The sequence below is a fragment of the Chryseobacterium indologenes genome, from assembly GCF_002025665.1.
Lineage (GTDB): Bacteria > Bacteroidota > Bacteroidia > Flavobacteriales > Weeksellaceae > Chryseobacterium > Chryseobacterium metallicongregator.
The window spans coordinates 475,859-495,993 of record NZ_CP018786.1 but is presented as its reverse complement, the minus strand read 5'-3'; the positions used below and the strand labels follow the sequence as shown (position 1 = coordinate 495,993).

21 protein-coding genes are annotated in these 20,135 nt (G+C 34.1%); 14 read left to right on the top strand and 7 right to left on the bottom strand.

The window, feature by feature from the left end; genetic code table 11:
* The first annotated feature begins 62 nt into the window (after nucleotides 1-62).
* The 9 genes from BUE84_RS02230 to BUE84_RS02190 all read left to right on the top strand — a co-directional run bounded on the left by BUE84_RS02230 (nucleotide 63) and on the right by BUE84_RS02190 (nucleotide 8,222).
* The gene (locus tag BUE84_RS02230) at nucleotides 63-1,490 is read left to right on the top strand and encodes an oligosaccharide flippase family protein (RefSeq protein ID WP_079240319.1); all 1,428 of its coding nucleotides are present in this window, start codon (nucleotides 63-65) and stop codon (nucleotides 1,488-1,490) included.
* Nucleotides 1,491-1,643: 153 nt separating this feature from the next.
* Nucleotides 1,644-2,660, top strand: coding sequence for a sugar phosphate nucleotidyltransferase (locus BUE84_RS02225; RefSeq protein WP_079240318.1), 1,017 nt, complete (start codon nucleotides 1,644-1,646; stop codon nucleotides 2,658-2,660).
* Nucleotides 2,661-2,766: 106 nt separating this feature from the next.
* Nucleotides 2,767-3,612, top strand: a complete 846-nt coding sequence (locus tag BUE84_RS02220) for a DUF4292 domain-containing protein (RefSeq protein ID WP_079240317.1) — start codon at nucleotides 2,767-2,769, stop codon at nucleotides 3,610-3,612.
* Nucleotides 3,609-5,171 carry a murein hydrolase activator EnvC family protein gene (locus BUE84_RS02215; RefSeq protein WP_034695725.1) on the top strand — a complete coding sequence of 521 codons (1,563 nt, stop codon included), beginning with the start codon at nucleotides 3,609-3,611 and terminating at the stop codon, nucleotides 5,169-5,171. The genes BUE84_RS02220 and BUE84_RS02215 overlap by 4 nt, the downstream gene beginning before the upstream one ends.
* A gap of 31 nt (nucleotides 5,172-5,202) precedes the next feature.
* Nucleotides 5,203-5,418 (top strand): twin-arginine translocase TatA/TatE family subunit, encoded by a 216-nt coding sequence (locus tag BUE84_RS02210; RefSeq protein ID WP_034695724.1) that lies wholly within the window; start codon nucleotides 5,203-5,205, stop codon nucleotides 5,416-5,418.
* Between the two features lie 15 nt (nucleotides 5,419-5,433).
* Nucleotides 5,434-6,048 (top strand): DUF4254 domain-containing protein, encoded by a 615-nt coding sequence (locus BUE84_RS02205; RefSeq protein WP_034695722.1) that lies wholly within the window; start codon nucleotides 5,434-5,436, stop codon nucleotides 6,046-6,048.
* On the top strand, nucleotides 6,045-6,503 hold the full coding sequence (locus tag BUE84_RS02200) for a hypothetical protein (RefSeq protein ID WP_079240316.1): 459 nt from the start codon (nucleotides 6,045-6,047) through the stop codon (nucleotides 6,501-6,503). The genes BUE84_RS02205 and BUE84_RS02200 overlap by 4 nt, the downstream gene beginning before the upstream one ends.
* Nucleotides 6,504-6,521: 18 nt before the next feature.
* Entirely contained in the window at nucleotides 6,522-7,118 is a 597-nt protein-coding gene (gene ribA, locus BUE84_RS02195; RefSeq protein WP_079240315.1) for a GTP cyclohydrolase II, read from the top strand.
* A gap of 150 nt (nucleotides 7,119-7,268) precedes the next feature.
* The gene (locus BUE84_RS02190; RefSeq protein WP_079240314.1) at nucleotides 7,269-8,222 is read left to right on the top strand and encodes a hypothetical protein; all 954 of its coding nucleotides are present in this window, start codon (nucleotides 7,269-7,271) and stop codon (nucleotides 8,220-8,222) included.
* A gap of 87 nt (nucleotides 8,223-8,309) precedes the next feature.
* Here BUE84_RS02190 and BUE84_RS02185 read toward each other — a convergent pair whose 3' ends face one another.
* Nucleotides 8,310-8,852, bottom strand: a complete 543-nt coding sequence (locus tag BUE84_RS02185) for a hypothetical protein (RefSeq protein WP_079240313.1) — start codon at nucleotides 8,850-8,852, stop codon at nucleotides 8,310-8,312.
* Between the two features lie 116 nt (nucleotides 8,853-8,968).
* Here BUE84_RS02185 and BUE84_RS02180 point away from each other — a divergent pair, with 116 nt between their 5' ends.
* The gene (locus BUE84_RS02180) at nucleotides 8,969-10,672 is read left to right on the top strand and encodes a glycoside hydrolase family 3 protein (RefSeq protein ID WP_079240312.1); all 1,704 of its coding nucleotides are present in this window, start codon (nucleotides 8,969-8,971) and stop codon (nucleotides 10,670-10,672) included.
* Between the two features lie 26 nt (nucleotides 10,673-10,698).
* The gene (bshA, locus tag BUE84_RS02175; RefSeq protein WP_079240311.1) at nucleotides 10,699-11,847 is read left to right on the top strand and encodes an N-acetyl-alpha-D-glucosaminyl L-malate synthase BshA; all 1,149 of its coding nucleotides are present in this window, start codon (nucleotides 10,699-10,701) and stop codon (nucleotides 11,845-11,847) included.
* Nucleotides 11,848-12,005: 158 nt separating this feature from the next.
* On the opposite strand, the gene BUE84_RS02170 is transcribed toward bshA, so the two are convergent.
* Both BUE84_RS02170 and BUE84_RS02165 read right to left on the bottom strand, forming a co-directional pair.
* Nucleotides 12,006-12,470 (bottom strand): hypothetical protein, encoded by a 465-nt coding sequence (locus tag BUE84_RS02170; protein WP_079240310.1) that lies wholly within the window; start codon nucleotides 12,468-12,470, stop codon nucleotides 12,006-12,008.
* 8 nt (nucleotides 12,471-12,478) lie between these two features.
* The gene (locus tag BUE84_RS02165; protein ID WP_079240309.1) at nucleotides 12,479-14,029 is read right to left on the bottom strand and encodes a hypothetical protein; all 1,551 of its coding nucleotides are present in this window, start codon (nucleotides 14,027-14,029) and stop codon (nucleotides 12,479-12,481) included.
* A 566-nt stretch (nucleotides 14,030-14,595) separates the two neighbouring features.
* On the opposite strand from BUE84_RS02165, the gene BUE84_RS02160 reads away from it, so the two are divergent.
* From BUE84_RS02160 to BUE84_RS02150, 3 genes are all read left to right on the top strand, one after another.
* Nucleotides 14,596-15,852, top strand: coding sequence for a DUF2851 family protein (locus tag BUE84_RS02160; protein WP_079240308.1), 1,257 nt, complete (start codon nucleotides 14,596-14,598; stop codon nucleotides 15,850-15,852).
* A gap of 94 nt (nucleotides 15,853-15,946) precedes the next feature.
* Nucleotides 15,947-16,168, top strand: coding sequence for a PspC family transcriptional regulator (locus BUE84_RS02155; RefSeq protein WP_034695702.1), 222 nt, complete (start codon nucleotides 15,947-15,949; stop codon nucleotides 16,166-16,168).
* A 3-nt stretch (nucleotides 16,169-16,171) separates the two neighbouring features.
* Nucleotides 16,172-16,684 carry a GNAT family N-acetyltransferase gene (locus tag BUE84_RS02150; RefSeq protein WP_079240307.1) on the top strand — a complete coding sequence of 171 codons (513 nt, stop codon included), beginning with the start codon at nucleotides 16,172-16,174 and terminating at the stop codon, nucleotides 16,682-16,684.
* A 157-nt stretch (nucleotides 16,685-16,841) separates the two neighbouring features.
* Here the strand turns inward: BUE84_RS02150 and BUE84_RS02145 are convergent, their stop codons facing one another.
* The 4 genes from BUE84_RS02145 to BUE84_RS02130 form a co-directional block, all read right to left on the bottom strand.
* Nucleotides 16,842-17,576: an SIMPL domain-containing protein gene (locus BUE84_RS02145; protein WP_079240306.1), complete on the bottom strand. Its 735-nt coding sequence runs from the start codon at nucleotides 17,574-17,576 to the stop codon at nucleotides 16,842-16,844.
* 79 nt (nucleotides 17,577-17,655) lie between these two features.
* Nucleotides 17,656-18,468 (bottom strand): carboxypeptidase-like regulatory domain-containing protein, encoded by an 813-nt coding sequence (locus BUE84_RS02140; RefSeq protein ID WP_238594348.1) that lies wholly within the window; start codon nucleotides 18,466-18,468, stop codon nucleotides 17,656-17,658.
* 15 nt (nucleotides 18,469-18,483) lie between these two features.
* The gene (locus tag BUE84_RS02135; protein WP_079240305.1) at nucleotides 18,484-19,302 is read right to left on the bottom strand and encodes a hypothetical protein; all 819 of its coding nucleotides are present in this window, start codon (nucleotides 19,300-19,302) and stop codon (nucleotides 18,484-18,486) included.
* 1 nt (nucleotide 19,303) lies between these two features.
* Nucleotides 19,304-20,050, bottom strand: coding sequence for a hypothetical protein (locus tag BUE84_RS02130; RefSeq protein WP_034695688.1), 747 nt, complete (start codon nucleotides 20,048-20,050; stop codon nucleotides 19,304-19,306).
* Between the last annotated feature and the right edge of the window lie 85 nt (nucleotides 20,051-20,135).

Here is a 20,135-nt window from a genome sequence, read left to right as displayed (position 1 = left end):
AATTAACTTCAAAATAACCAAACGAATGCTTAAAGTTTTACATTTGCAAAAAAAATTCGGCTTTGTACAAGAAACTATTAGGACAGACCATCATCTACGGAGTAGGAGCAATAGCACCAAGAATCATTCTATTTATCCTTAATCCACTTTTGATCTATAAGATTCCCAATGAAGGTTTTGCTATTTTCACTCAACTTTATGCGTGGATTTCATTTGTTAACATTATCCTTTCTTTTGGTTTTGAAACAGCGTATTTTAGATTTTCTGCCGAAGAGGATAACGAGAAAAAAACCTTCAATACCTCATTTTGGTTTTTATTTTCTACATCCACTCTTTTCCTTGCATTGTGCTATTTGTTTAATCAGCCCATTGCAGATTATGCGGGATACCACGATAACCCTGAATACATCAGATGGTTTGCCATGATTGCTTTTTTTGACAATTTATTGGTGATTCCTTTTGCATGGCTTCGTTTCCACAATAAACCCATCAAATATTCTGCAGTAAGAGTTGTTCAGGCTATATTTCAGGCTGTTTTCACTGCCGCTTTATTCTTCTGGATTCCGGAAAACATATCAAGAAGTATGGGGCTGGATCAAAATGTAGATTATCCGTTCTTCAGTAATCTGGCAGGAAGTGCCTTAGGTTTTTTATTATTACTTCCAATTATATTAAAGGTAAGATTTCAGTTTGTCACTTCATTGTTCGGACGTATGATCAAATACTCCTTCCCATTGATGCTGGCAGGCCTGGCTTTTATGGTGAATGAAAATTTCGATAAATCCATACAGAGAAATCATATTTCAGACGACGAAGCCGGTGCTTATGGAGGATGTTATAAACTTGCTGTACTAATGACATTATTTGTTACCGCTTACAGAATGGGGATTGAGCCTTTCTTCTTTAAACAGATGGATAAAGGAGATGCGAAAAAAACTTACGCCAAAGTAGCAGAATATTTTGCGTTTTTCGCCTGTGCTGTAGCGCTGGGAATCATTGCCAATATATCATGGCTGAAGGCTGTTTTCATTCCTAATAAATCCTATTGGATTGCGATAGATATCATCCCGATCATTGTTATTGCTAATCTTTGTTTTGGAATATATTATAACTTTTCAACATGGTATAAAGTAACAGACAGAACCAGTATGGGAACAGTTATTTCATGGCTCGGAGCAGGGATCAATATAGGACTTAATCTTCTTGCTTTAAACTACTATCACAGCATGATAGGTTCCGCATGGGCTACTTTCGGAGCGTATGTTATTATGATGATTGTTTCTTACCTGTTAGGTCAAAAATATTATCCTATTCCTTACAGAATGAAGAAAATGTCTTTCTTTCTGATACTGCTTGGAATTTTTAGTTTCATCATTGTAAAATATCTTAACTATAATATTCTAGCAAGCAATCTGCTCTTTTTAATCTTTACCGGAATTTTGATTTATTCTGAGAAAAACCTGATTTTATCGAGAATCAGAAAGAATTAAACTTTGGTCTTTATTTTGCTTGTACACCAACCTATTGTTAATTTAAACAATTATTTAAAAAGATATAAATCATACTTTGCTAAAGATTTTAATTATTATCTTTAACCTAAATATTAAAAACAACTAATAAAACATCTTTTATACATATAATTTATGAAAATTATTGTCCCTATGGCTGGACGTGGTTCCAGATTACGTCCACATACACTGACAGTTCCAAAGCCTCTTATTCCTATTGCAGGAAAACCTATCGTACAGAGATTGGTGGAAGATATTGCTAAAGTTGCAGGAGAAAATATTGAAGAGGTAGCTTTTATCATCGGAGATTTTGGCCCTGAGATCGAAAGATCCCTTATTCAGATTGCTGAAAAGCTGGGAGCAAAAGGAAGTATATATTATCAGAACGATCCTCTTGGTACAGCTCATGCGATCAAGTGTGCTGAGCAGTCTATGCAGGGAGATATCGTTATTGCTTTTGCGGATACTCTTTTCCGTGCAGACTTCCAACTGGATAAAAATTCTGATGGTGTAATCTGGGTGAAAAGTGTTGAAGACCCATCTGCTTTCGGAGTAGTAAAATTGGATAACTACGGCTTTATTACCGACTTTGTAGAAAAACCTAAGACTTACGTTTCTGATCTTGCGATCATTGGTATTTATTATTTCAACAGCGCTGAAAAGCTAATGGAAGAAATCAATTATATCATGGATAATGATATTAAAAATGGAGGCGAATATCAATTAACAACAGCCCTTGAAAACCTTAGAGCGAAAGGAGCGAAGTTTACCCTTGGAAAAGTAAATGATTGGATGGATTGTGGTAACAAAAATGCTACAGTAGAAACCAACAGCAAAATCCTTGAATATGAAAGGGAAGAAATGAAAAATTATCCGGCTTCTGCTGTGATTGAAAACTCTTTGATTATTCAGCCTTGCTTTATTGGAGAAAATGTAAAAATATCCAATTCAAAAGTAGGACCTGGTGTTTCTTTAGGAAACAACACAACGGTTGTCAATTCTAATATTGAAAACTCTCTGATCCAGGAAAACACAAGAATCAATCATGGTAACCTTTCCAATTCTATGATCGGAAATTCTGCACAGTATTTCGGTGTTGCCAGAGAAATTTCTTTAGGTGATTATTCCGTTTTAGATTTTTTGTCTAAGTAAGAATAGCAAATATTTTATATAAATAACACATCATCAAGCCACACAAAATGTTTTTGTGTGGTTTGGCGTTAATATTGCAACGTATTTTTAATTTAAAGATAAATACATGAAAAATTGGATTCCTTTTCTTTTATTGCTTCTTGCCCTATCATCCTGTAAGACCCGTAACACTGTCCAAAACGACACAGATCATACACGGGACAGCATTAATGCTACAAAAGACAATGGAAATCCAAAAGACGTAAATGAACCGGTAAGTGACAAACTTACTTTCTATGAACATGTATTAATTCCACCAAAATTCGAGCAGATCAAAATAGACAGTAAAATAAAGGTAGAAACAGGAAGCTATGTTCCTACACTGGATGCAACAATCTATATTGAAAATGATAAAAAGGTATGGATGAATCTCAGAGCCTTGTTCATTAATGCAGCCAGAGGTATTGCAACTCCAGAAGGGATAAAAGGACAGGACAAGATTAATAAAACCTTTATAGATTCTGATTTTGATTATCTTAATAATCTGCTGAATGTTAATTTCATTGATTATAAATCTTTGGAAAAAATCTTAATGGGAAGAACTTTTGTAAAAATAAATGACAAACAGTTTACGCTGACCCAAAATGCACAAGGGTTCAAAATGGTTTCTAACATCAATCAGAAAATTGTGACGGATGAAAAAAACAGAGAATATAAAATAACCCTTCAGTACGATACTAATTACGATTTATTAAATGTCAATTTGAAAGATATTTTGTCTTCGGACGAGCTTGATGTTTCTTACAGCGACTGGAATGAATACGAAGGAGTCCGTCTTCCGAAAAATGTTAAAATAATTATAAAAGGCTCAAAATCTAGTCAGATTTTAATGGAAAATACGAAATTTGACTTTTCGAGGATGGAAACACCTTATTCTGTACCATCCAGTTATAAGAAAATTGAGATTAAATGATTAGAAAATTTAGCTTTTTAATAGGTGTTTTGATGTTCGGACTGCACCAAGGACAGCAGACCAAAGAACAGCTGCAAAAGCAGAATGCCGAACTTAAAAAACAAATTGCACAAATAAATACCGATTTAGCCAAAACCAGAAGTGAATCCAAACTTTCCGTAGCCTACCTTTCCAATGTCAACCAAAAATTGGTTTTAAGAGAAAAGGTTTATAATAATACGCAGAAAGAAAAAAGGTTCATTGAAGATGATATCTATTTACGTCAGCTGGAAATTAACCGTCAGAATAAAGAACTGGCTGTTTTAAGAAAAAACTATGCTGAAGTTTTGGTGAATGCTTATAAAAACAAAGGAGTACAGAACAAAGTAACTTTTATACTTTCTGCTAAAAATTTAGGAGAAGCCATACGTAGAGTTCAATATCTGAAACAATACTCAGACTACCAGGATAAAAAAGCAGCTGAAATCACAGATGCCGCTAATCTCATCAAAAAAACCATCGCTCAAAAACAAAACTCTGTAAAAGCGAAGGAAAATCTATTGGTTAACCAACAAAAAGACCTGGCAACCATCAATACTGAAAGAGCCCAGAAAGAACAACTGGTTGCTGATTTCAAGAAAAACGAATCTAAATTGACCGCTGAACTTAAGCAAAAACAAGTTCAGTCTAAAGCATTGGAAGGACAGATCAGAGCTATTATTGCAGAAGAAATCAGAATCGCCAAAGCTGAAGAAGAAGCCAGAAGAAAAGCTGAAGCAGAAAAAATACGTTTGGCAAAACTAGCTGCTGAGAGAGAGAAAGCAAGAATCGAAGCGGAAGCTAAAGCAAGAGCTGAGGCCCTTGAAAGAGAAAGAAGACTTGCAGAAGCAGAAGCTAAGAGAGCAGCAGACCTTGCAGCTAAAAGAGCTGAAGAAGAAAGAAAACGTAATGAAGACGCAGCAAAGGCAGAAGCTAATGCGAGAGATGAAGCCAGAAGAGTAGCCGCTAAAAAGGCTTCTGATGAGGCGAATGCAAGAGCTAAAGAAGCTGCTGATAAATTGGCCGCAGCAAGAGCAGCAGAAGCAGCTCTTACGAAAAGAAAAGAAGAAGAGAAAAAAGCAGCTGAGACCAAAGCTATGACAAGTTACGGAGTTTCCACCGCTACTGGGAACAGCTTTGCAGATAGCAGAGGAAGACTTGGCTATCCTGCAGACAGAGCCGGACAAATCACTCACCGTTTCGGAAGACAACCACACCCGGTTTTCAAAAATATTACTGAAGAAAATAACGGGATTAAAATTTCCGTCCCTTCAGGTACACGCGCAAAATCAGTGTTCCCAGGATCAGTATCTTCAGTTCTCGCCAACAATGACGGAACAAAGACTGTAATCATCAAACACGGAAGCTATTTTACCATTTATTCCAACTTAGGAAATGTAAGTGTTTCCAAAGGACAGCAGGTTTCATCAGGAACTCCGGTAGGTACAATAGCTCAGGATTTTGATGGTGCTTATACGCTTGATTTCCAAGTATGGAACGGAAGTACACCAGTTGATCCATTAGGTTGGATTTCATATTAAAAAAAGTGTAACTTTGCAAAAATTTTAAGAGATGAATACACTAACAATACTTGCCTTATCTTGGCAACACATCCTTATCGTAGCAATACTTTTGGTATTACTTTTTGGAGGAAAGAAAATTCCGGAATTAATGAGAGGAGTAGGTTCAGGAATCAAAGAATTTAAAGATGCAGTAAAAGAAGAAGACAAACCAGGTTCTGAAAATAAATCTTCTTCAAACAACAATAATAATTCTTCTAGCAACTAAAATTCCTTAGAATTAATGAAATTTACTGAGACTGCATGGAAAGTCTTCAATCAAGCTATTGAAGACTATCACGTGTCTGATGACGTTAACACTCTAATTAATAACCCGTTCGAAAAAGATAGTTTGGAACGGATTTTGTATGCAAAGAACTGGATTGATACCGTTCAATGGCATTTGGAAGATATAATTAGAGATGAAAATATTGATCCGGCAGAAGCTCTTCAACTGAAGAGAACAATAGACGCCTCCAATCAGAAAAGAACTGATCTGGTAGAGTATATTGACGGCTGGTTTCTTAATAAGTTTGAAAATATAACTCCTAAACCTGAAGCAAAAATAAATACGGAAACTCCCGCTTGGGCAGTAGACAGGCTATCAATTCTTGCATTAAAGGTTTATCATATGTCGTTAGAAGCTAATAGAGAATCCGCTTCTGAAGAACACAGAAACAACTGCCAGGCTAAACTGGATGTTCTGCTTACTCAGAAAGAAGACCTATCAACTTCTATAGATCAGTTGCTTACTGATATTGAGAACGGTAACGTTAAGATGAAAGTGTACAAACAAATGAAAATGTACAACGATGAAAGTCTTAACCCAATCCTTTATCAAAAAGGGCAACAGAAATGAAACGACTATTTTTCTTTGGAGTACTTATCATATTAACATCTTCCTGCGCAACGGAAAAGCTTAATCTTTCTCCGTTGTCAAATAATTTTTATAGTGATGCTAAAGGGTCTGATTCAGACAGAAGCTCAAAGAAGAATTTCAATATCAATATCAAACAGAATGTAAATGCTTCTGAAATTTCAAATATGATCTCTACTTTTCCCAAGTTTAAAAACAACGGATTAAATGATGAGATTACCAGCTTGAAATACAGCCTTCAGAATTATTTATATGCTATTGATGCCAGCAATTCTGCGGGAAAGAGCAGAGCCCTTAAAAGCTTCGAAAAATCATACAAAAAAATTCAAAAGCTAAGGCAAAATCTTGACAGAGACGACGATGAAGTTCTTAACAGATATCTGGTGCGCTTAAAAACTAATATTTCTGTTATTGAAGATACTTTGCCAGGAAGTTAAAAACTAATTGAACTATCAATGATTAAAATTCAGGCGGAAGCCAATGTTCCCACAGAACACGGCACTTTCCGAATGATAGCTTTCTCCGAAAACGAAAACGACTGGATGCCTCATATGGCTATTGTTGCAGAAAATACAGATTTCTCAAAACCGGTCAATGTTCGTTTCCATTCAGAATGTATTACCGGAGAAGTTTTCCATTCAAAAAAATGTGAATGCGGCCAACAATTGGATGCTGCAATGAAATATATCCATGAAAACGGTGGAATTATCATCTACCTTCGTCAGGAAGGAAGAAATATCGGGATCATCAATAAACTGAAGGCATACTCACTACAGGAAAAAGGTCTGGACACTGTACAGGCTAATCTTGAACTGGGGCTTCCCGCAGATGACAGAAATTTTGGCGTTGCCATTGAAATTCTGAATCTATTGGATATAAAAGATATCAACCTTCTCACCAATAACCCTGAAAAGGTAAAATATGTTGTAGACAGCAATATTCACCTTAATTCAAGAGTACCCTTACAGATTCCTGCGAATGAAATAAGCAAAGGATACCTGCAGACAAAAAAAGATTTCTTTGGACATCTTCTTGATGACAATGATAACTAATTTTATAAAGTAAATATTAAAAAGCTCCAAAAAATATATTTTTTGGAGCTTTTTAATTACTGAAATTAACAAAACATTCCATTTCTATAACAATTCACCAATTAGTGTGTTTTTTATAAAATTTTATCTTTGCGATGAAATTATAATTTTATGAAAAAAACACTATTCGTCATTTCTTCTCTATTTTTAATTGGCTGTGCAACTAGCAATGACATGCTTTATACCCAAGATGAAGAACAAAATTTAAACTTAAAAGAAGCTTTACCATCTGTATCAAATAAAATGTTAGCCTTAAATGGAGGCGAAATTACTTTAATGGATTTGGATTTAAATAAACCTCTTGGTCAACCAGACGGAGGAGGATGTACATTTGAAACTGGATATAGTATCGACAATATTTATAAGTCAACGGCTGCATTTGGGCCAAATCCGCTTACATTTTTTGGGTACAGAATTCGCGGATATGGAATGCCAAGAACAGATGGATTTCTTTGGAAAGGAATTAGATTTAACTCTGAAAATAGACCAAAAACAGTCTTAAATATGTATGGACAAAGTAGGATAACTAATGACCCAATCTCTTCTGCAATTGCAATAGAGTTTCCGTTTGAAGCTAATGCAACTTATGAAATTACTTTAAAAACATACATTAGTGATTATATATTTGAACTTAAACATGCTTCTTATCACAGTGACGAGAAGGATTCCTATAAAATTGACAAGAGCCAGGCATTTCCAACAGTGGCATTAGAGCTAAAATCATCTTCAGAAATACCTGGAGCTGATCCTTGTGCTAAGAGACCTGTAATAGCAAATGCGTTAAATTCTCCCAATTATTATAAAAGGCAAAAGGCTGAAATACCATATCAACCTTATCATAAGCCAAAAACATTTATTTTCAATTTTTCTACCCTTGAAAATAAAAATTCTTTATTAGTATATTTCTTACCTGAAATTTCTGACCAAGTACTCCAAAGTAAATTCGAAATGTTTCTGGCAGGAATAAAAATAATAAAAAAACCATTTGATCCATCTCATGTAGTACCACCTAGAGTTACTACGCCAGACCCAGATCTACCATGTGGTTTTAGAGGAGGTTGCTAACCAATTACTACAAAAAAATCAAAAGCCCCGGAAGATATTTCTCCCGGGACTTTTTTAATTATAAAAAACTGAAAAGATATTTCTAAATTATTTAGTCTTGATTTTAGACTCGTCAATATTGTAATACTTAATTACGCTATTGTAGTCTGAATAATCAACTGTAGGTGCTGCTGCGCTCTTATTAGATGTACCTGTTTTTGCAGGAACAATTACTACTCTGAATTTTTTGTTAGTGTAATATACTGGATTATTATCAAGGTTAACTCCAGTAGTTGATCTCACATCAATTCCTATATCAAACTTACTGAAGTCGTATGAGTATTCAACTTTATCAGCGCCGTTATTAGGATATTCTGTATAAGTAAGTAATTTCCAGATTGGAGAATTATTATTGGTAAGACCTGTCTGTAAATAAATCAGAACTACATCAGATTCAAGTAAAGGACTTTTAAATGCGTCATCAAAATGATAAGTATAGCTATCCTGTTTATTAAATTTCGGGATAATATCATAAGCTGTTGAATATGTATCATTATCCTGACCTTGTACTACCACATCATCACTATTATCACAGCTATAAGCAGTAAAACCTACAGCACTCAGGAATAAGAAGAGAAGTATTTTTTTCATTTTTAGTAAAGTTTAGTTATTATTTATATTGCGTATTCAAATCATATACCAAAAATCTCAAAAACTTTGTTTTCCTCACTTTTTTAATTGTATTTTTGTTCTTATTCAAAAAAGTCATGAAGAAATTATTATATACTTCACTCTTTATTGTCGCATTGATAAGCCCTAAGGTGAAAGCCCAGTATCAGCCAAAAAATGCTTCTAAGGAAGATGTAAAAAAAGCTCAGGAATGGGTTGATAAAACATATAAAAATCTTTCTCAGGATGAAAAACTAGGACAGCTTTTTATTGTGGCATTATATACCAATAGAGGAGAAGAGTATATCAGCCAGGTAAGAAATATTGTTACTAATGATAAAATAGGCGGTCTGATTTTAATGCAGGATGATGCAGCAAAAGAAATCAATCTGGTTAATGAATTTCAGCAAAAATCAAAAGTTCCTTTGATGATCGGTATGGATGCAGAATGGGGAATTTACCAGAGAATTGCCACCGCTCACAAATTTCCATGGGCCATGACATTAGGCGCTATTCAGAATAAAAATCTGGTGTATCAGATGGCTGCAAAAATTGCAGAGGATTGCAAAAGAATGGGCATCAACTGGGATTTTGCACCTGTAGTGGATGTCAATACCAATCCTGATAATCCGATTATTGGCAACAGAAGTTTCGGATCTGAAGTGAGTAATGTAATCTCCTCTGCCCTATCCTACTCCAATGGTCTTCAGGATAATAATATCTTAGCAGCCATAAAACACTTCCCGGGTCACGGAGATACCAGCACAGATTCTCACCTTGATCTTCCTGTAGTTTCTCACAATATTGACAGACTTAACACCGTAGAATTGGCACCATTCAAGGCATTAATGAATAAAGGAATCGGAGGGGTAATGGTTGCCCACCTATATGTTCCAAGCTTAGAATCTGAAAAAGGAATTCCGGCTTCTGTTTCTAAAAATATCATTACAGGATTACTGAAAGATAAGCTGGGTTATAAAGGTTTAATCATCACTGATGCATTAAATATGGGCGCTGTAGCCAATAAATATCAACCAGGTGAACTGGATGCCATGGCCTTTAAAGCAGGAAATGATATTATGCTTTTCTCACAAGGCGTTTCTGAAGGTAAAAAACTGATCCAGAAAGCTATTGATAAGGGAGAAATTTCACAATCCAGAGTAGAGGAAAGTGTGAAAAAAATCTTATTAACAAAATATTTCCTTGGCTTAACCCAATATACTCCCAAAAATCCGGAAAACATCAATGCTGACCTGAATAATAGTTCTCATACCCAATTGGTACAGAGCCTTTACTCCAACGCCTTGACTTTATTAAAGGATGAAAAGAAATTATTACCTCTTACGGGAAAACAGGTTTATTATATTCCTCTTGAAGAAGCTCCTTACCAGACTTTCGCTAACAGATTAGGAAATAATACAATTATTAAAAAAGCGGGAGAAATTAATACGATCCCTGCCGGTTCTACAGTTATCGTAGGTTTCCATAAGGATAATTCAACAGCTTATAAGCCATATAAAATCTCTGCAGAATCTAAAAAAGTACTTTCTGGTCTTACCAAAAATCAAAATGTCATTCTGAATGTCTTCGGAAGTGCTTATGCATTAAAGGATATTGATATTTCAAAAGTTTCAACAGTTCTTGTTTCTTATGAAAACAATGATGATTCTATGAATGCAACTGCGGATGCTCTCAACGGAAAAACAAAAATATGGGGAAAACTTCCGGTACTGGTTAATGATCAGTTGAAACCTGGAATGGGTATAGATCTTCCTATGGCAACCTCAACAAAAACCAAATAATACAAAATTAAAACAACAATAATCTAATGAAAATAGGCATACTTTGCTATCCCACCTATGGAGGAAGCGGAATTGTAGCAACAGAATTAGGAATGTCTCTTGCTAATAAAGGATATGAAGTACATTTCATCAGTTCTGCACTTCCTGCAAGATTAGATATCACCAACCCGAATATTTTCTTTCACAGGGTAAATGTTCAGACTTATCCGCTTTTCCAGTATCAGCCTTATGATATTGCATTAAGCTCGATGATCTACAGGGTTGTTAATCTTTATAAGCTGGATCTTCTACACGCACATTATGCCATTCCTTATGCATATGCTGCTTTTACGGCAAAACAAATGCTTAAAGAAGACAATAATGACATTCCGTTGGTCACTACATTGCATGGTACAGATATTACCCTTGTAGGCCAGCACCCAAGCTATAAGCATGCAGTAGAATTTTCGATCAATCAGTCTGATGCTATTACTTCAGTTTCTGAAAGTCTGAAAAAAGATACCCTTCAGTTTTTCAATATCAAAAAAGAAATTCAGGTGATTACCAATTTTATTGATAATTCTGAATTTGACGACTGCTCTGAGTGCCAGAGAACCCAGTTTGCCAATCCAGATGAAAAGATTCTGATCCACGTATCCAACCTTCGTCCTGTAAAACGTGTAGATGAAGTGCTACAGATTTTTAAGAATGTGGAAAGAAAAGTTAAATCTAAGCTGATCATCATTGGTGAAGGTCCTGATATGGAAAAAGTAAATCAGTTTCTGGAAGAAAATCCGGAACTTATTTCCAAAATCCGTCTTTTAGGAAAGGTAAATGATCTTTATAAAATCTTGCAGCTTTCGGATGTATTTCTTCTGCCTTCTGAACAGGAAAGTTTTGGTCTTGCAGCTTTGGAAGCTATGGCAGCTTATACGCCGGTTATCAGTTCCAATGCAGGAGGAATTCCTGAGGTAAATATTCAGGGAGAAACAGGATATCTTGCTGAAATCGGAAATGTAGAGGCTATGAGCAACTATACGATCAAGCTGTTGAGCAATGATGAACTTTTAGCCAAAATGAAGCAAAATGCGAAAGATCAGGCAATAAAATTCGATTTGAAAAACATTCTTCCTATCTATGAGAAAATGTATAGAACAACCATAGAAAATTTTAATAAGGAGCTGACGAAAGTATAATATTTCTGTTATATTCGAATGATATGAAATCAAGAATAAAAGTTATATAGCAATAGCAAAAATTATAAATATTAATCCCTCGCGAATAGCTTCACGAGGGATTATCTTTTAAGGTATGATCTAAATATTTTAAATGTATCAGAAACCTTTCTATTCTATTATTTTAAACTATCCAGAGGGATTGGAAATAATTTCCAGTTCATATAATCCGGATATTTTCTTTTCATAATTTCATAGTAAATATAATAGGGTTTAGATGGTTCCAACTTTGTTTCAACAATACTTTTTGAGATAAGTTTTCCCTTTTTATCATATTTACAAGACAAATTCCTCCCTGATTTATAGCTAAGGATATTTATGCTTATATAGTTTTTTTGTTCCAGTATATTTAAACTATAAAATGTTTCGTCTTTCTTATGTAATAATTCCTGTGCTTCTGAAAAAGCATACTTTGGGGTATTTTTACTATCTAAGTTATTTTTATCTCTATAAAATACTATTTTTTTAGGGAGTTCATTTCTAAAGGTTTCAATAGTATTATTTAAAAGTGTAGCTCTATCCGTTTTTTCTTTTTGACATCCTGTCAATAAACTTAATAATAAAAAAATGATTGTAATTTTCATATATGTGCTTATTTTAATTGGATAATATAATTACCAGCATTAAGGTGGGTAACAATAATACCGTAAATTGATATTTCAAATAAATTGCCCATTTCATTGCCATTCGGATCATAGCCAGAAATATAATTGCCAAAATGGACGAATTCATGCAAGACCGTTACTGCTAATAAAAATGCTGTTGCATGTCTTGTTGTACTTAATGATGCTTGTTCTAGACCCAAAACAAAATTAAGATTTATATTTATATTTGTTGGATTAGTATGATCGAAATTTCCATAATTTGGTCCTGAAGGTCCCATTAAATTAGGTATAAGTTTTATTGTAGGACCCTGTCCAAATGTTAAACTTTCTAATACTTGTTGTTCTGTTAATCCAGTCAATTGTACAAGTCTATTTAAAGTAGTTGGATTGTTTTGTATTTCTGTTTTTAAATTTTTAATAATAGTAGTAAACTTAGGATATTTTAACTGATCAATTTTTCTCATTTTGAAAGAAGGGGATTGTAAAGATTCATAATTGAGAATAGTTGTAGGGTTTTCCAAAACAACTTGTTGTAAAAAATCATTTGGAATGTCTGTTAAAAACCAATCTTGAAATTGGCGCCATACTACTGATGGTGAGCCAGATAGTGGATTGTTCTTAAAATAGCTAATGACCCAATGTAAAAATTGTATATTATTGGGGCTCAGATTATTATAAAAATAAGAAAGCAGCTGTCCTCCAATATATTGGTTATTCTGAATATATGTGTATTCATCTGCTGTAAGTTCAGGAAATCCTGCTTCACCTAACATATAATTAAAACTGTCCTGAATTGTCATTTCATTGGTAGTACCACCTCCTGTGCTACTACCTCCACCGTCATATGTTCCCATATTGGGAAATCCTTTAGGAGGCTGCCCTCCTCCTGAACATACTTCTGTAATTTCTACAATATAATAAGGTTTCTGACTTGCTGTACATTGGGCTATTTGGCTCGGACTGTGATGTTCACCATTACATTCTACCTCAATAAGTCTGATGCTAAAAGAGCAACCCGCTTTATTCATAAAATTCTTTGATGCTGGCACCTTATCAGGAAGTGGCACCCCGTTAGAAAGTTCTTTAATTCCCATTGACCTTCCATCCATTGATGTAAATTCTACTGTTCCTGTAAAATTATCAATCTGATAGTTTTTAGTCCTGTCTTCGGGAGTATATTTTGCAGTAAATCCTATACTTTTATTTTCATTATCAATACTATACACTAAAACATCTGAGGATCGGTCTAAGTGTTTGATTACAGTACTGTAAGAGGTGACATTATTCTGTACTATAACGGTTACTATACTTTCATCAGATAAGGCAGACAAGAAATCTGCATTTTTATTGTAAACCTGTGAGGAATTACTTTTAGCTTCTGTAAGGTAGTTTTTGAAAGCTAAAGCTTCTTTAAGCTTGACTGTTTTTCTGTAATCAGATTGGGAAATATGGGAGTCAAGATCATCAGAAAGTTCTGTTCTACATCCAAACAGAAAGAATGCTAATGCCAGTAGCATTAAGAATTTATTTTTTTTCATTATAATGTGTTTTTGAGATTGTGTGTTTTTTATTCTTTTGGGGGAATGGGAAATACCCTATTTCATTTCCATTTTTTTATTTTATTAAAGTAAGCTATAATGACTTTTGCAATTAACCCTATCCTATTTATCATAAAAATCCTTTTTAAGAATTATTAGGGCAAAGATCAATCTGTATTAGAAAATAGCTTTCACTTAATTCATTAAAATTAAGAGTGTTAATATATAAATATTTTTAAAATCCATTTTTTGAAAAAAATAACCATAGAGCAAAAAACACATTATTTTCTCATCTTATTACCTTGCAAATTAACAGATTATAAATACCTAATTAGTAAATACTTATATTTTTATAAGAATTCATATAAACACTCGGCATTTTTTTATTGGAATATTTGATTGAATACATCAAAATAGTTCTTTATCATAAGAAGAAAAAAAACAACTATAAAATTCAATTCCGTTATATATAATCTTCATTTTTGTATATGTATAGAACAACCATAGAAAATTTTAATAAGGAGCTGACGAAAGTATAATATTTCTGTTATATTTACGCCACACTTATGACGGAAAAACTACTTCAATATCTTTGGAACTATAAGGTTTTCAAATATTTTAACTTCAAGGATATTGAAGGAAATTCCGTTGAGATCATCCATTTCGGAAAATGGAATAAAAACGCAGGACCCGATTTTCTTGATGCCAAAATCAAAATCAACGGCTTACTTCTCGCAGGAAATATAGAACTGCATGTACGCTCTTCAGACTGGATTTTCCATAATCATTCCCAAGATCCCAATTATCAGAATATCATTCTTCATGTGGTATTTCAACACGACATAGAAATTCGTGAACTTACAGAAAAGCAGGTTCCAACATTGGAACTGCACAATTATATTGATAAAAATATTGTCTGGAAGTATGAAAAGCTCATTAATGGAGACCAATTTATTGCCTGCGAAAAGATTTTTGATCCGAAAAAAGTACCTGTCAATTTTCATGAAGAAAGTATCCTGAAAAAACTGGATGAAAAAGCTTCAGAGCTTGAACAGAGTTTAGCTCTATACAAAAATAATTTTGAGGCTGTTTTATTTCACAGTTTTGCTTACTCATTCGGTTTAAAAGTAAATGCTTCAATTTTCCGGCAGATTGCAGAAAGTATAGATTACAGTATTATCAATAAAATCCGTCAGAATCCTCTTCAGCTTGAAGCTTTGTTATTTGGAATTTCAGGATGGCTTGAGAAACCACAAGACGGGCAGATGAAAATATGGAAAAGAGAATTCGATTTCATTAAAGTCAAATTTTCCATTCCTGATTTAAAACTCCATCCTAAGTTTTTAAGATTAAGACCTCCCAATTTTCCTACCATTCGTTTATCTCAATTAGCAGCCCTTTACCAACATCAGAATTTGTTCTCAAAAATTATGGAAGCGAGAAGCGCAGAACAACTCTACTCCATTTTTAAATCTATAAAAGCCTCTGAGTACTGGGATTTTCATTTTAATTTCGGGAGTATTTCTAAAGTACAGCCTAAAACATTGAGCAAAGATTTTATAGATCTACTCATTGTAAACACGGTAATCCCTTTACAGTATGCCTATCACAGATATCATCAGGAAGATATTGCAGACCACATTATTGAGCTTTACAAAACTGTTTCCGGAGAGAAAAACACCATTATTACAAGCTGGAAAACACTTGGAGTAAAGGTCACCAATGCGCTGGAAAGTCAAAGTCTTATTTATCATCATAAAACCTGCTGTGAGCCGAAAAACTGTTTATCCTGTGCTATCGGATTTAAACTTTTAAAAGAATAACCTGATCTGAAGAGGCTATATCATTCAAAAAGCTTTGTCAAAAAAAATTCTTAACTTTGAGTATTAGATTTAACTTTAAAATAACAATCCGGAAATGCTTAGTAATATCCGTCATAAAATGGAAAGAGAGTGGTTTGGTGTACTGACAAGAACAGGTGCCAAGTTGGGAATTCCAGTTTCTAAATTGAGAATTTTCTTCATTTATTCTACTTTTGCAACGGCTGGTTTTTTCTTTCTGATCTACTTAGGACTGGCATTCACCCTTTGGATTAAAGATATTTTCATCACCAGAAGACCTAGTGTCTTTGATTTATAAATTATGGAATTTTTACCGATTACTTCTGCAGAAGATCATAGAGTTCAGGAAATCTATACTTCTTACACTACGACTTTTCCTGTAGACGAACAAAGAGATAAAGATCAGTTTGAAAGTTTATTTTCAAATCCTTATGTAGAATTCATGTCTGTCATCCACGAATCGGAAGCTATAGGCTACCTCATCCTGTGGAAGCTGAGTTCTTTTGTTTTCGTAGAGCATTTTGAAGTATTTGAAGCATTCAGAAGTAAAAAGCTGGGTTCTCATATTATGAATCATTTATCTGAAAATTATCCGAATATTATCCTGGAAATTGAGCCGGCAGAATTGAGTGAAGATGCTTCAAGACGTTATTCTTTTTATCAGAGAAATAATTTCAGCTTGATTGATACCACTCATGTACAGCCTAGCTATGGTGAAGGAAAAAAATCCTTGAACTTATGGCTGCTTGCTAACTACACCCCTGAAAATGTAGAGGAAGCTAAAAAAGAAATTCATAAGGTTATTTATGCTTAAAATATAAAACGCAGGAAAGCTATTCCGGCGTTTTTCTTTTCTATTTTTTTACCACAAAAGTTTTAAATACTCAAGTTTTTTTCTGGACAAAAGTGTTTTAAAATGAATCCTTTTGTGACTTTTGTGGTTTAATAAAGTTCATTAGATAACTTTTCTGTTAATTTACTTCATACTCCAGTTTGATGGTAATACTGGCTTCTTTTTCTTTGGATGAAGTATTGAAAGTTCCACCATAAGAATAATCTTCATTGGAATTGGGTGCCGTAATCTGAATCACACCCATGGTTGCTTTTTTCAGATTTCCCAGACTGCTTCCCGAGTTTTCCGCAATTTTTTCAGCTCGTTCTTTTGCATCTTTTGTAGCACCGGCAATCATTTCCTGTTTTACTGTAGCTAGTTTGGTATAGAAATAAGCTGGTGAAGAAGAAGTGAATTCAATTCCTCGGTTGATAATTTCAGTAATATTTCTGGATAGGTTTTCTATTTTTCCCACTTCTTTACTTTCAATAGAAACCTTTTGTGTAAGATTATATCCTGAGAATTCTCCCTGAACATAGTTTCCGTTTGAATCATTATAACTTCTGAACTGTTTCTGAATGTCTACCGAAGAAAATACGATCTCCTTCTGTTGTATTCCTTTTGAAAGCAGATAGTCATTGATTACTTTTCTATCCATTGCCAGTTCATCATAGGCAGATTTGAGGTCTACATTATTTTTGGAAAAACTTCCGGACCAGGTGATCAGATCTGATGTAAACTGCTTGGTTCCTAACCCAGTTACAGAAATGGTATTTTCAGATTTATTTCTGTTTTTAATAGCATTTCCTAAAAACCCGAGGCCAATGACAAAACCTAATGCTGCAATAGCTACTGCAAAAATGTTTTTATTCATAAAATTTGTGAATTTGGATTGTTACATCATACTGTATCAATTTCTGTTCCAATATTTTAAGAATTTATTAACATTCAAATTACTTTTGATTTTGCTGCATTCTCTCTATAAAAAGAGGAGCTGTTTCTTCCAGCCTCAGCATAACACCGGAAAGATTTCTTGCTTTTACATAAGTTCGGACCTGAGGTTTTGCCAGAAATGAAAACTGAATAAATTCTGAAATTCTGTCACCAGGAATTCCGGCTTTGATAAAATATTCATCATCTATTCTGTCCCGAACCCATGCGATATGTTCCTGAAGATCATCATATCTGTATTGCCTTTTCTGCCTTCTGGCCTTCCCGCTGATCAGATCATATACTCCCTGAACATTGAGGTTTCCTAAAAGTATGGGTAGAAGAACACTTTTCACTTCTGCCGGCTTTTCTCTCATTTTGCCTACCGGCTGCGGAAGACCAACGGCATCTCTTACCTGCTCTCCTTTATCTACTTTGGCTACTATCCGGGAATCTGTTTCCAGATCTCCGGTGAGTTTTTTTACAATTTTTACTTCACCAACATCTCTCGGAATCTGGCGAAGTGTAATAAACAGAGGTAAATTATTACCATTGATAAGAACTCTTCTGGAGACTCTGTTGAACTCTTCTTTTACAAATCTCAATTCATCGTTAGGATTGGCTTCAATAGAAAATATACCTTCAGAATCAGAATATACTTTCTTATCAGTAGACATGTTAATTACTATCACTTTACTCAGATTTTCGCCATTGTCATCCACTATTCGTCCTGTTACTTTCTGTTGGGAAAAAACAAAAGTACTGCAAAGAAGCAGCAGGAAAAGAAAGATTTTTCTTTGTTTTAATATTTCAATATTTTCAGTAGTATAAGCCAACTTTTAATTTATATATTATTCTTGAGCTCCTTCTAATTTATGGGTTTTATTATATTCCCCAAAGGCAATTTTAAGTTCATATTCAACAACACTGACACTAAAATCTTTTCGATATCTTTTCGCTAATGAACGCGTTTTATCAGCATACAAAAGAAATGCATCAATCTGTTCCTCATCCATTCCGTACTTTTTCAGGAAATTCAGGTTCACTTCATTCCTTACTCTCTTCAGAAAATCCTGAGTTTCATTGTAATTCGCTTTGGTAATTTTAGGTTGTGTTGCCTTCTTTACCAAACCTGATACAGCATTAAATACGCCAAACAGATTTACCTGGCCTACATTAAAATCATGTCCTGTAAACGTTTTTGATATGGCATTATTGGGTAAGGGCTGATTCAGTGGACTTCTCATATAATCCTCCATATCTGATTTTAAAGCCTGAAGTTTTCTGGATTCATTATAGTGCTGATTATCTTTTGCCAGATTTCCGGTAGGTTTATACTTAATTTTAACCTCAGGAATTTGAATTTCTATTTTCTTCAGAATAATATTGAACGGAGCATTGATCTCTTCTTTGGTCATTTTTTTATCAACACGATAATATCCTTCTTTTACAAATCTGATCTCGTCATTTTCTTTGGCTTCGATTTCAAATCGCCCGGACATATCACTTAGTACACTTCTATTTCCGGAGATATTAACAACGAGTACAGGTGCTAAATCCAGTTCATCTCCTGTTATTACCTTCCCTGATATTTTTTGTTGTCCCCAAAATTCCGAAGCGATACAAAAAAGCACAAATAATAAAACTCTTTTGATATATATTATTCCCATATTATCTTTGAGTTTGTGGAGCACGATAAGATGAAATTCTTGTCAGGACAAAACGTTGAAACCTGTTCAGATCCGCATCACTGCAAAATCCATACTTCAGAATCTTTTTCCTTTCAAAGCCGCCAGCAAAAACGTAATAAATAAAATGGTCTATCAGAGGTTTCTCTATTTTAAGATTGGTAAAATAATCATCACCAAGGCTTGCTCTGATGTACTTCATTAAATCTACATCATCCCATTTATTTTTAACTTTTCCTATAAAAAAACCCTCTCCTTTCGGCTGTACAAATTCCCCGGGTCTTGCTGCCAATATTCTCGGATCTGATTTCTGAGCAATGTACTGATCCATTTCTTTGATCAGTTTTTCAACCTTCTTCGGTTTATTGTAAAGTTTTGAATCAATTTTAAGGTTTCCGGTAAGCCCTTGTTTTACTTCCACTTCAGGAATCTGAATAGTTTGGCGAACCATACTTATATTCATAGGAGACTGGGTATTTTCCTGAGAAACTCTTTTTGTGAGACGCTCATAACCCGCTTTTATAAACCGTAGTTCATCTCCCTGTCTTCCGGAAATCATAAAATGGCCATCCCGGTTTGAAACCACTATTTCGTCAGTTCTGATATTTACGACATTCACATCCTGCATTTCAGCACCATTTTCAGAAATGATCTTACCAAATATATAGCTTTGGGCATGGGTTTGGATAAAAAGAATAAAGGATAAGAAAAAGAATAGTTTAAGTTTCACGGGCTATTTTTTATAAAGCAAAGCTAAAATTATTTTTAATTTATCCCATAAGTTTAACCACAGTTAACGCGTTTTAATATTTCTT